Origin of the sequence: Kordiimonas sp. SCSIO 12603 (assembly GCF_024398035.1) — a bacterium.
Taxonomy (GTDB): domain Bacteria; phylum Pseudomonadota; class Alphaproteobacteria; order Sphingomonadales; family Kordiimonadaceae; genus Kordiimonas.
Genome location: NZ_CP073748.1, coordinates 3630128 through 3641780, shown reverse-complemented (window position 1 = coordinate 3641780; position 11653 = coordinate 3630128). Strand labels below are relative to the sequence as shown.

12 protein-coding genes are annotated in these 11653 nt (G+C 46.1%); 3 read left to right on the top strand and 9 right to left on the bottom strand.

Annotated elements, in window-relative coordinates; genetic code table 11:
* Positions 1-3 precede the first annotated feature (3 nt).
* The gene (locus KFE96_RS17100) at positions 4-1269 is read left to right on the top strand and encodes a DUF2336 domain-containing protein (protein ID WP_255833748.1); all 1266 of its coding nucleotides are present in this window, start codon (positions 4-6) and stop codon (positions 1267-1269) included.
* On the opposite strand, the gene argB is transcribed toward KFE96_RS17100, so the two are convergent.
* From argB to KFE96_RS17080, 4 genes are all read right to left on the bottom strand, one after another.
* A complete protein-coding gene (argB, locus tag KFE96_RS17095; protein WP_247017362.1) occupies positions 1270-2172 on the bottom strand; it encodes an acetylglutamate kinase in 903 nt (300 codons plus the stop codon).
* Positions 2173-2219: 47 nt separating this feature from the next.
* Positions 2220-2927 carry a lysoplasmalogenase gene (locus KFE96_RS17090; protein ID WP_255833747.1) on the bottom strand — a complete coding sequence of 236 codons (708 nt, stop codon included), beginning with the start codon at positions 2925-2927 and terminating at the stop codon, positions 2220-2222.
* Positions 2928-3033: 106 nt separating this feature from the next.
* Positions 3034-4314 carry an MFS transporter gene (locus KFE96_RS17085; protein WP_255833746.1) on the bottom strand — a complete coding sequence of 427 codons (1281 nt, stop codon included), beginning with the start codon at positions 4312-4314 and terminating at the stop codon, positions 3034-3036.
* A 9-nt stretch (positions 4315-4323) separates the two neighbouring features.
* Positions 4324-4965, bottom strand: coding sequence for a cation transporter (locus KFE96_RS17080; RefSeq protein WP_255833745.1), 642 nt, complete (start codon positions 4963-4965; stop codon positions 4324-4326).
* A gap of 155 nt (positions 4966-5120) precedes the next feature.
* On the opposite strand from KFE96_RS17080, the gene KFE96_RS17075 reads away from it, so the two are divergent.
* Complete coding sequence (locus KFE96_RS17075) at positions 5121-6203, top strand: succinylglutamate desuccinylase/aspartoacylase family protein (RefSeq protein ID WP_255833744.1); 1083 nt, start codon at positions 5121-5123, stop codon at positions 6201-6203.
* Here KFE96_RS17075 and KFE96_RS17070 read toward each other — a convergent pair.
* Complete coding sequence (locus tag KFE96_RS17070; protein WP_255833743.1) at positions 6193-6582, bottom strand: hypothetical protein; 390 nt, start codon at positions 6580-6582, stop codon at positions 6193-6195. The two genes, KFE96_RS17075 and KFE96_RS17070, sit on opposite strands and share 11 nt — an antisense overlap.
* A 151-nt stretch (positions 6583-6733) precedes the next feature.
* On the opposite strand from KFE96_RS17070, the gene hemH reads away from it, so the two are divergent.
* Complete coding sequence (gene hemH, locus KFE96_RS17065) at positions 6734-7744, top strand: ferrochelatase (RefSeq protein WP_255833742.1); 1011 nt, start codon at positions 6734-6736, stop codon at positions 7742-7744.
* Positions 7745-7746: 2 nt separating this feature from the next.
* On the opposite strand, the gene KFE96_RS17060 is transcribed toward hemH, so the two are convergent.
* From KFE96_RS17060 to KFE96_RS17045, 4 genes are all read right to left on the bottom strand, one after another.
* Complete coding sequence (locus tag KFE96_RS17060) at positions 7747-8202, bottom strand: copper chaperone PCu(A)C (RefSeq protein WP_255833741.1); 456 nt, start codon at positions 8200-8202, stop codon at positions 7747-7749.
* 13 nt (positions 8203-8215) lie between these two features.
* On the bottom strand, positions 8216-9181 hold the full coding sequence (gene pip / locus KFE96_RS17055) for a prolyl aminopeptidase (protein WP_255833740.1): 966 nt from the start codon (positions 9179-9181) through the stop codon (positions 8216-8218).
* 118 nt (positions 9182-9299) lie between these two features.
* The gene (locus tag KFE96_RS17050) at positions 9300-10109 is read right to left on the bottom strand and encodes an NTP transferase domain-containing protein (protein WP_255833739.1); all 810 of its coding nucleotides are present in this window, start codon (positions 10107-10109) and stop codon (positions 9300-9302) included.
* Positions 10110-10154: 45 nt separating this feature from the next.
* Positions 10155-11555 carry an MmgE/PrpD family protein gene (locus KFE96_RS17045; protein ID WP_255833738.1) on the bottom strand — a complete coding sequence of 467 codons (1401 nt, stop codon included), beginning with the start codon at positions 11553-11555 and terminating at the stop codon, positions 10155-10157.
* Positions 11556-11653: the final 98 nt, after the last annotated feature.

Genomic DNA, 11653 nt, shown 5'->3' with positions numbered 1-11653 from the left:
ACTATGTTAGATAAATTAAAATCCATGCTTGGCGGGCAAAAGAAACTGCCTGAAAAACTCTCCAAGGCAGATGAGGAAAAAATCCTCGAGCAGGGGAGTGATCAGGAACGTTTGCTACTGGCTTCGAGAAAAGATGCACGTCCAGAGGTGCTTTATTATCTGGCGGAAGATAAATCGCCAGAGGTTCGCAAATTAATTGCGCAAAACCCTTCTGCACCCGTGCAGGCAGACGAAATTCTTCAGAATGATGACGATGAAGAAGTACGTGAAGAACTTGCCCGCAAAATTGGCCGCATTGTCCCAGGGCTTGAAAGTGGTGAACGTACGGCGCTTCAAGAGAAAACCATCAAAGTTATGGAGGAATTGGCACAGGACCAGTTACCTAAGGTGCGTGCTGTTATTGCAGAAGAAATTAAATCTGCGACGAATGTACCAAAGCATGTTGTGGATAAGCTTGCTAGGGATATGGAAGCCATTGTGTGTGGGCCGATCCTTCAATATTCCCCAATGCTCAATGATGATGATTTGCGGGAAATTATAGCAGCCGGTGCAACAGGTACTGCGCTTGAGGCAATTGCTAACCGTGAATTTGTTTCTGAAGTTGTCGCGGATGATATTGCAGCGAGCTTGGAAATACCTGCAATTGCAGCATTGCTTACCAACAAAAATGCACAAATCCGAGAAGACACGCTTGATCAGATTATCTCACAGGCGGAATCGGTTGAAGACTTGCACAAACCTCTTGCACTAAGACCACAGCTTTCTATCAGAGCAATGAAACGCATCGCTGGGTTTGTAGCGTCAGCACTTGTCCATTCAATGATGGAACAGTCAGAGCTTGATGAAACACAGGCAGAAGAATTGCTTGATCGGGTTCGGGACCGCATCGAAAATGAACGGGTTGGCGAAAGTGAAGAGGCAAATCTCGCTAAAACCGCACAGGATTATTATAGCCGAGGCATGTTGAATGATAAGTTCGTTATAGAACAGATTAATGAAAATCGTCGCGAACTTCTGATCCAGTGTTTAGCTGTTATGGCTGATTTGCCTGCTATGACCATCAGGCAGATTATTCATTCAAAAAGCGGTCGTGCTGTTACGGCGCTTGCGTGGCGTGCTGAACTGAAAATGCGGACAGCTTATGAACTGCAGACCAAGTTCGCCCTTGTTCCTACCGCACAGCTTCTAAGTGGTAAAGATGGTGATAAATATCCGATCGGTAAGGACGAACTTGAGTGGCATCTTAGCTACTTTATTGATCAGAGCTGATTAAGCTCTGATCAGGGTACCCGCACCGCGTTCGGTGAAAATTTCAAGCAGGATGGCATGTTTCACACGGCCATCCAGAATGACGGCACCATTTACACCTTTTTCAGCCGCTTTCAGGCATGTCTCAACTTTGGGCAGCATGCCGCCTGAAATGGTGCCCTCTTCAACGAGTGCGTTGATTTCCTCACGGTCCAGTTCTGTGAGCATTTCACCGTCTTTATTCAGTACACCCGGAACATCAGTAAGAAGGAAGAAACGGCGAGCATCAAGTGCGCCTGCGATAGCACCAGCCATGGTGTCTGCATTTACATTATATGTGTGTTCATCAAGACCTGCAGCGATTGGTGAAATTACCGGGATCACGCCGCCCTCAATTGCCTGTTCAACAATGCGGGTATTGATTTCGATAGGGTCACCAACAAAACCAAGGTCAATTACTTTTTCGATATTCGAATCTGGATCGGCTTTCTTACGCTCCATCTTGCGGGCCATAACCATGCCGTCATCTTTACCTGAAAGGCCAATAGCACGCCCACCAGCGGCCTGAATGTCACCGACGATAGATTTACAGATAGAGCCGCATAATACCATCTCAGCAACTTCAATTGTTGCTTTACAGGTGACACGAAGACCATCGATAAACTCTGTTTTGATTGAGAGGCGTTCCAGCATCTTTCCAATTTGTGGGCCACCACCGTGGATGATTACCGGGTGGATACCTACTTGCTTCAGAAGAGTGATATCTTCGGCGAATTGTCGGGCCAGAGTATCATCTCCCATTGCGTGGCCACCGTATTTAATAACGAAGATATCGCCAGCATATTTTTTAAGATACGGGAGTGCTTCAACAAGTGTGGAAGCTTTTTTCTGAAGTTTCTTTTTATCTTGGTCCACGATAATCATAACCTTTGCATCCTTGATATACAGTCTTTTGACCTGAAAAGGATCGGTTAGTCAAATCGATAACCTCCATAATGTGTTCTACGTTCATCTGTAAGCATGATGCCAAGTGTCATGAACAGCTGCGCAAAATAGTATGTCCCCCAAACAATATGCCCAAAATACTCAGGAACACTGAGGAATTGCCGAGCACCCAGAACAGCATCTGAAATGAGGAATAGAATAGCCCCTGTACCAACAAGCATAGGGGAAAAACGGCTCATTAACGCGGCACTTGCCATGGACGTTAGGACAAATGTGTATGCAAGAACTGGTATAAGCATGTCGCCGAGATAGGGGTATAAAAGTGCCGTGGAGGCAACGGCAATGATCCAGAGAACGAGCATAATCTGTTTGCGCAGACGAGAAATATCGCTCCACGCTTGTTTGTTCTTTATATATAAACCAATGAAGATCAAATGAGCGCTGAGAAACGCACTAAGGCCTTTTATAAAACTATTCTCAATAGGCATTGCAAGCAGTACATCACCGGCAACCGATGCAATGAGCGCAAGGAATAGAAGGAAGTGATTAACAGTTTGCATTCGAACAATTACAAAGAGTGATATCAGGCTTACGGTTGCCCCTTTTGTGATAACAGGCCACCAATCTTCCTGTGGATACCATTGGCCGCCGTAGACGAGTGCTACGACAAATGAAGCTAGTATGAAAAACTGGCTAATGCTCTCTCTAAGCGGACTTAATTTCTTATTGTACATAAGAGCAGGAACCCCCGTTCGCTAATCATTCTCTCCGACAATGTACATTGCCTCGCTGCCACCCCTGGCTACCCTCATCACTAACTTTATGGGTATCTGCAGAAAATTAAAGGGTTTTATGTAATTTTATCGCGGGGCGAAGAAGTAGCAGGTTTGCCAGCGCGAGTATCAAGAGCACATCGGTGGTCGTTAACCCTACGGCAACAATAATCGTCGCAATTATTGAACCACCAGCCATGAATCCACTGTTTACGATATTGTTTGCAGCAATCATGCGTGACCGTTCAGATGTATCTGACTTATCTTGCAGAATAGCATACATGGGTACAATGATCATGCCAGCGAGTGCTGCGGTCGAGAGTAATAAGGCTAGAATAAACCAGTTGAAAGGTACTTGCATAAACTCTGTTATGTTCAGAAGCTTCTGGCTTTCACTAACGGTTGGCAAAGCTAGGTATAGTGCTATTCCTAAAGCCAGTAGTCCAAGCAGAGCAGGTTTAGCGAGCCGCGCGGAAATTGAACCTTTCAACATTTTACTGCACAGCATAGAGCCAAGGCCTATACCCAGTGTAAAACAAGCCATAAAGATCGTGACAACCGTTTCATCTCCCTGGAGGTGGTCTTTTGCGACTACTGGGACTTGAGTGATATAGAGCGAGCCATACATCCATACCCAACTGATGCCTAAGATGGAATAACGGCTGATATCAACAGACCACGCTTTTTTCAGTTGGTTGCGGGTTGATGCGAAAATATTTTTGGTAATTTTCAGATCAGGTGCTGCTGGAACTGTTTTTGGCACCAGTCTCCCTGAGAACACTCCAATAAGAGCTGCGATGATCGTTAGAACTGAGACACCCAAAACCCCGCCTTCACTTGTGGCGACCAAACCGCCAATAATAGTACCAAGCAGAATGGCGATAAAGGTTCCTGCCTCGATCAGTGCGTTGGCGCTCAATAGCTCTTTTTGATTCATCAATTCAGGAAGAATGCTGTATTTAATGGGGCCAAAGAATGTTGATTGAAGGCCAAGACCCGCCAGTACTGCAATTAGCATAGGCAAACTACCGAGGTAGAAGCCTAAAGCGCCAACCAGCATCAACAGTACTTCCCAAATTTTAATCCAGATAATCTGGCCTGATTTCTCGTATTTATCCGCAAGCTGTCCGGCAAGTGCTGAGAAGATAAAATAGGGCAGGATGAAAAGCCCAATTGCTACATTGTTAAGGATTGCTGGGGCGGTACCAATTTGTTCGGCCATGCCAAAGGTGATAAGCATGATGATGGCTGAGCGAAAAAGATTGTCGTTAAAGGCGCCGAGGAATTGCGTGATAAACAGCGGCAAAAACCGTTTGGTGCCGAAGAAGCCCGGTGTTGGCTTATCCATAAAAAATCCTTATTCAGCAGCTGAGTGCGAATGTTCTGCCGCATGGGCTAATTCGCCCCGGGCCTGTTTAATAATGGTGAAAGCACCAGAAATAAATAAGGTTGCCATGATGCCGGCAACAATCAAATCCGGCCACCCAGTGTTTGTAGCCCAAACACCAGAGGCGGCTATTAGTACCATCACATTACCAATTGCATCGTTCCGACTACACAACCAAACAGACCGAACGTTGGCATCACCATCTTTGTATTTCATTAGGAGCACAACACTCAACAAATTGGCTGCAAGAGCCGCCAAACCAACAGAACCCATAATAAGGGCTGCTGGTTGTTGAAGGTAAAAAACAGTGTAGATGGTAGAGCCAAGAACCCATATTCCCATCAATAATAAGCTGATGCCTTTAGCCAGGGCCGCTTTTGCCCGCAGCGCCAGAGCCTGTCCAATAACGGCAAAAGAGATCAGATATGTAAGGGTGTCGCCAAGGAAATCCAGCGCATCTGCTTTGAGTGCTTGAGACTGCCCCATAAAACCCATAGGCATCTCTACAAGGAACATGAAGCCATTGATCGCGGCTACCAGAATTAGCATACGTTTATATGCTTTATCCATGCCGTCGAATTTCACTTCGTTGTGGCAGCAATGCGTGCCCATATCCGTTCCTTTAAAATCTCAGACAATTATTAGGCACTATCGGTGGCTCATACGCAAGCTTCAATTTCTATGGTAATGTGATGGATAGGCTGTCAGAATGGCGGAATTCTACCGTTATCTGATACTGTATAGCATACTGTAAATGAAGGATTTTTATGAAAAGCCTGTTTAAGATCACTGTCATATTGATATGTTGTTTTAGTTCCCTGGGAACCGCAGCAACCAGCCAGCCTGGGATGGGGGTTGATCTTACTGGCGATATTGTTGGTGGTGTGCCTATTATTACTAAATTGGCAGTGAAACAGTTACCAACTGGTAGGCACAGATTTTATTTTCTCGCAGGTAGGCAGAATGCAGGCGCTGCTATTCATGTTCCTGTGGAGGTAATAAAAGGTAAAAAAACAGGTAAGACCCTTCTTCTCACTGCAGGCGTTCATGGTGATGAATTAAACGGCATTCGTGCTCTTCATAAGCTGATGGAAGATATTGATCCGGATATTCTTGCAGGTACGGTAATAAGTGTGCCGGGTATCAACCAAACTGGTCTTGTTGGGAATAGCAGGCATTTTATTACATCTGCTGCAAATGGTGCGAAGGATGATTTGAACCGACGTTTCCCTGGCAAACTTACAGGTGGCGGTACTGCAGCTCGCTATGTTGGAAACATCTGGCATAATCTATTGAAGAACAATGCGGATATGGTGGTTGATCTTCATACCCAGACAACAGGTACTGAATATCCGCTCTTCGTTTTTGCGGATATGCGAAATGCCAAGGTTAAACAGATGGCACAAGCTTTGATGCCGGATATTATCAAGAATGATGAAGGGCAGAATGGTACTCTTGAAACAACTTTCATGAAGTTGGGTGTGCCAGCCGTAACTTATGAACTTGGTGCACCAAAAGTTTTTCAGCCAGATATGATCAGACGAGCTGTTTTAGGCCTTAAGAACTTGATGGTTGCGGAAGGTTTTTTGTCGGGATCGGTTATCAAGCCAGTAGCTCCTTCATTTGTTGGGGGCAATTATACAAATGTGTATGCCGAAGATGGTGGTATTGTGGTCGTGCAAGTGGATTTGCTCGAGAATGTAGAAAAGGGGCAACTGATTGCTATTGGATATGATGCATTTGGTAGCGAAACCAAGCGTTATACAGCGCCACATGCAGGAAAAGTACTGGCCCGAGCAACTGATCCGTTCCGCGAAACGGGAACGATGCTCGTGCGCATTATTCGGTAAACATTTCTACCTCAGTAATAGTTTCTTGCTGAGTTGAACCGGGTGTGGCTTTTTTCAGATTAAACTTGCTGAGCTTCTTAGGGGGATTAGCAGATGCGAGTTTTTGAGAAACTTGATTTCCTACCTTTGAAATATCCTGTTTCAAGGCGTGATGCTCATTAATGAGTTCTTGAACTTTGGCTTCAAGCCCTGATGTACATTGAAGTGGCCCTAAAGGGCAGTTGCCACAGTTAGGTTGGTCACACCATCCTACAGTGCTTGCTTTTAAGCGAAGGAGAGCACTCGTAATATCTGTTAGCTTTGCGTCTAGTGCTTTTTCTATGGATCTGTCGAGATCCTCCAGCAGTTCCTTCCGTGTTATTTTATTGTCGTTTTTCATTTCACTACGCCGTCATATTTTATTGGTTTTAATATTATCGCTATGGTGGTTTAAATTTCATGAAGCGATATGGTAAATTTAAATAAATAAATTGGTGATCTGGTCAGCGTTTTCCGCCATATAATGGAGCATCGACTGTCAGGACCAATATATGAAAAATGAACATCCTCAGATAAATCACGGAAAGATAGGCGTTTTATTGATTAGCTTAGGCACACCGGATGCGCCCACATATGGTGCAGTACGGAAGTATTTGGCTGAGTTTTTGTCTGATCCGCGAGTGATTGAAGTGCCGAAATTGGCGTGGTTACCTATACTTTATGGACCAATACTAACATTTCGGCCGATGAAATCTGCGAAAGCTTACGCTAAAATCTGGGATTATGAGCGTATGGAATCGCCGCTTCGAACCTATTCCCGGTCTCAGGCGGAAAAGATGCAAGATCATTTCGGGGATAGCCTTCATGTGGAGTGGGCATTTCGCTACGGTACGCCCTCTATCGAAACAGGTTTACAGGCGCTGAAAGAAAAAGGGTGCGACCGGATTGTTCTGTTTGCTCTCTATCCTCAATACAGCGCAACATCTACAGCAACAGCATATGATAAAGCCTTTGATGTTCTGAAAAGCATGCGGTGGCAGCCATCCGTGCGTACGGTACCAGCTTATTATGATGAGACTGGGTATATAGAAGCTTTGGCGCAGACAGTTGATAAAAGTTTGGGAGAGATTGACTGGGAGCCGGAGCATATTCTGGCTAGTTACCATTCAATCCCGAATGAGTATTTTGAAAAGGGTGATCCTTACCCTTGCCAGTGCCGGAAAACCAGCCGATTGCTCTCTGAGAAGTTGAAGCTTGAGCAAGACAAGCTTGTTACCAGTTTCCAGTCTCGTGTTGGACCAACAAAATGGGTGGGCCCTTACACAGATAAAACGGTTGAAGAACTGGCAAAATCTGGTGTGAAGAAGCTTGCCGTTCTGGCCCCGGCTTTTAGCTCAGATTGTCTTGAGACACTTGAGGAAATCAATATGGAGCTTCGGGAAACGTTTCTGGAAGCAGGCGGTACCCACTTCCATTATATTCCGTGCCTGAATGATACCGCGCTTGGTATGAAAGTACTCAACAGTGTTACAGAAAAAGAATTGGCTGGTTGGCTCAAGTAACTTTACTTTGGCCCACCAACGCCAGTGATTTCCACGATAACCTGTACTGTGCCTGCTTTTTCAAATTGAAGGCTGAGAGGGAAAACCTCGCCGCGTTTTAGTGGTTGCTCGAGGCGCATCAGCATGATGTGATAAGAGCCGGGTTCTAGCGCTGCGTACCCACCTGCAGGTATTTCAAGTGCTTCCACATGATCCATTTTCATGATGCCATCATCTTCATAAGAACGGTGCAGCATTGCAATTTCAGCTAAATCAGTTTCAACACCAACCAGCTTGTCAGCATGGTGTGTGTTGTTGTGGATTTTGAAGTATACCGCTGCAGACATAGTGCGTCTGCCAGTATGTGGTGCCCACGGTTGGTCAATTGTAATGCCGTGGGAGTGATCGCCATCAAAAGCTGCTAGATCACTCGTAAAGAGAAAAAGGCTTGAAAGAAGTGTGAGTAGAAAACTTTTCATTACAGATACTCAGTTAAATAGCGTCAGTTGCGCAAATTAGTTCATGTTGAATGGCGGGTTCAAAGGCAGAGTGGCCTGCAACGGGTACCATCTTCAGTTTGGCCCACGGCATTGCTTTTGATAGATCCCAAGCTGAGATCGGCGGGCATATTGCGTCGTAGCGGCCCTGAACAATTGTCGTTGGAATATTTATCAGTTTCTTTGCGTCCGTTAGAAGCTGATCGTCGCGTTCAAGCCAGCCTTTATGTTTGAAATAGTGTGCCTCAATACGTGCAAACGCTAATGCAAATACGGGGTCAATTGAATGGGACCGCTGCTCATGATCAGGCATCAATGTTACTGTACTACCTTCCCAAAGGCTCCATTCCTTTGCAAAAATTAACTGATCTTCGGTATATTCAACTTCGGTTAGGCGTTTGTAATATGCGGTAATCATATCGCCGCGCTCTTCTTCCGGAATAACGCGTTCAAAACGATCCCAGGCCTCAGGGAATATAGAACGTGTCCCGTTTTGGTAGAACCAGTCCAGTTCCCTTTGGCGCATCAGAAAAATACCGCGTAAGATAAGATTATCCACCTGAGCGGGGTGTGCTTGCGCATAAAGCAGTGCGAGGGTGCTGCCCCATGAACCACCAAATAGTGACCAGCGATTAACGCCTAAATGCTTACGAATGGCCTCCATATCGGCAACCAGATCCCAGCTGGTGTTATTTTCCAGAGAAGCATGAGGACGGCTTTTACCGCATCCCCGTTGATCGAATAAAATGATACGGAATTTTTTCGGATTGAAGAAGCGGCGCTGAATACCACTTGTGCCGCCGCCAGGGCCGCCGTGCACAAACAGGATCGGTATACCGTTAGGGTTGCCAGATTGCTCCACGTAAATCTGATGCCCACCATCCACAGCTAAATGCTGTACAGAATATGGCTCAATTGTTGGGTACAGAGTTCTGAATGTGGTCGTGCTATCTGCGCGCAATGGACTATCCCTTTTTTCTTAACTGTACCGTTCGGAAAAATACAAGGCAAGAGCCGCAAACAAAATAAGCCTACCTTGTTCCAAGGCAGGCTTATGGAAATTCATTTGCGATTAGGTCTTATTGCGCTGCACGGCGAGATTGAAGAATCTCTTCTGTGCGTACGAAATCCCCAGGATTGTCTACATCGATTGGTGCATCGGCAAATGGCATGCGCACCACACGAAGCTTCATGTTCCAGCGGCGCGAAAGCAGGCCTGCAAGCTGATGGATAGTTGCCCAGCGGAATTTATAAAGCATCATAAACCACAGGCCAAATGCTGCCATGATGCGTTTGGGGCGCTTACCAAACTGGCCGCCACCTTCAAATACCTTGGCAGCAGTGAGTGCTTTTTCATTCATCAAAGCATAGAGGTTACAGCTGGACCAACCACCATCTTTTAGTTCGTGGAATGCACGCTTGCCGTCTGGGTAAGCTTTCAGGATTACATCTGATGGTGTCATTGCTACGGCGCTGTCAATTGGTTCAGCGCCAATCTCAGCGGTGAAATGGTCAACCATCTCTGATGTGTGCAGTGCGTTGTCGCCTGTTGAAATCACCAGCGGCCATGGATTGTCGATGGTCTCCGCAGCACCTTTCACAGAAAGGAATAAATTATCTTCACTCGGCAGATAGTGGATTTCACCAGCATCCAGCATTTCTTTAAGTGCAGGTACTGATTCAAGCAGTTCACGGCTTTCGATGGAAACGAAGACGCGGTCAATATCTTTGGCGGCTTTGATTTCGCGTACAACGCGTTCAAGCATTACCATACCATCAATGACAACAAGGCATTTGTGACTGAGGTTTTGAATTTTTGCCACTTCATCAGCAGGCCCGCGGCGGCTTGCCGCAAGAATAAGTGCAGTGGCTTTAATCTGTTGACCCATAGTATTGTCCCTGAGCCTATATTATGAGGCTCATTATATATATTTTTACCCAGTTAACAAACCAGTTAGCGAACGCACTTTCATACTATCACGCGTTGCTTCAAGCTCGTGTCTTATAGCGCCAAATTGTTGCTCTGATAAGAGGCCATTCACGCAAGCCTGAAATTTTTCCCAGAGCTGTGCATTTGAGAGAGGGTTTGCGCTGGAACCGACTGGCATGTCAACCTTTGTTGAAACTTTTTCACCGGATTTCAGAGTGACATGTACTTCTGTTGGAAAATCTGATTCCAGTTTTTCCACATATTCTTTTTTCACGAGTGGCAGAAGGGCCGTTACTTCGGGGCGTTCTACTACTTCATCTAAATAATCTGCGAGGCCTGCATTTCCAGTTAGTAGACCAACAGCTAAGCCGTATTCTAGGCTGAATTTCGCTTCCATACTGTTTGTCGGGCGTTCGTACATAAGATTGCGGAGATGGGCCGCTGGCGCACGAACGAAAATATTTTCAACATCTGTTTCTTTGAAGCCGTGTTTACTGCGCAATTCCAGTAGACCGTCGAGAGAGCGGTGTACACTGCCGCAGTTAGGGAAGCGTTTGAGCTTCAAGCCATATTTTTCAATGTGGAGTGGCTCGCCAATGCTTTCAGTACGGAATTTCACTTTTTGGCCGTGTTCATCTTTATCTGCCATAAATGCACGCAGTTCTTCTACGTCTGGGCCTACCATCAGTGTACCCATACCTTTTTCACCGTGCAGTGTTTCACTGCCTGCAGTGATGCCAGCTTCTGCAAATTGCGCTGCCTGAACGGCTCCTGCAGCTGCAAGGCCTGCATGGAGCGGCTTTGTCATGGTGCCAAACTGGCTCATAAACCCGCCCGCCATGCTTGTGGCGAGTGAGATAGTGTGTGCAGTTTTTTCTGGATCAAGGCCCATAAGACGCGCGCATCCTGCTGCTGAGCCGACCGCGCCAACTGTAGCTGTAGCGTGCCATCCTCTACTGCGGTGGTATGGATTTACACCCTGACCAACCAAACCAATGATCTGAAGGCCAACGATGTATGCATCAAGCAAGTCTTGCCCATTTGCATCAATTTCATCCGCTACAGCAAGGAGGGCAGGTACAAGGACAGCGGAAGCATGTGCTTTTGCCGGGTCAAAATTATCATCAAAATCTAGTGCATGGGCGGCAGTACCGTTTACAAGAGCTGCCATGGGCGCAGAAAGGCCATCTTTGAAGCCAACGGTGCTAATTGATCCTTTACCCCATTTCTGTGCTAACTTTTGTACGGTCTTGGTTACAGGCTCTGTTGCACCAGGGATCATCACAGCGACGGTATCTGTAATTGCATCACGGGCACGGTCCAGCGCCAGATCTGACCATTTTCTATCTGCTGTAGATGTCCACAGAGCAAAAGCATGCAAAGGGTTTTGGGGATCAAGTGTCATTTTTTGGTCTTACAATAATCTTATGGGCTTGTTTTTAAGCGTAAACTCGGCAACTCTCTGTATAAGCTATTATGGCAACAGATTAAAGGTTGCGCCCG

Bases quoted from the DNA above. Each gene is read 5' to 3' on its own strand.
- KFE96_RS17100 (WP_255833748.1), top strand. From the start codon at position 4: ATGTTAGATAAATTAAAATCCATGCTTGGCGGGCAAAAGAAACTGCCT.
- argB (WP_247017362.1), bottom strand. From the start codon at position 2,172: ATGATTATCGTGGACCAAGATAAAAAGAAACTTCAGAAAAAAGCTTCC.
- KFE96_RS17090 (WP_255833747.1), bottom strand. From the start codon at position 2,927: ATGTACAATAAGAAATTAAGTCCGCTTAGAGAGAGCATTAGCCAGTTT.
- KFE96_RS17085 (WP_255833746.1), bottom strand. From the start codon at position 4,314: ATGGATAAGCCAACACCGGGCTTCTTCGGCACCAAACGGTTTTTGCCG.
- KFE96_RS17080 (WP_255833745.1), bottom strand. From the start codon at position 4,965: ATGGGCACGCATTGCTGCCACAACGAAGTGAAATTCGACGGCATGGAT.
- KFE96_RS17075 (WP_255833744.1), top strand. From the start codon at position 5,121: ATGAAAAGCCTGTTTAAGATCACTGTCATATTGATATGTTGTTTTAGT.
- KFE96_RS17070 (WP_255833743.1), bottom strand. From the start codon at position 6,582: ATGAAAAACGACAATAAAATAACACGGAAGGAACTGCTGGAGGATCTC.
- hemH (WP_255833742.1), top strand. From the start codon at position 6,734: ATGAAAAATGAACATCCTCAGATAAATCACGGAAAGATAGGCGTTTTA.
- KFE96_RS17060 (WP_255833741.1), bottom strand. From the start codon at position 8,202: ATGAAAAGTTTTCTACTCACACTTCTTTCAAGCCTTTTTCTCTTTACG.
- KFE96_RS17050 (WP_255833739.1), bottom strand. From the start codon at position 10,109: ATGGGTCAACAGATTAAAGCCACTGCACTTATTCTTGCGGCAAGCCGC.
- KFE96_RS17045 (WP_255833738.1), bottom strand. From the start codon at position 11,555: ATGACACTTGATCCCCAAAACCCTTTGCATGCTTTTGCTCTGTGGACA.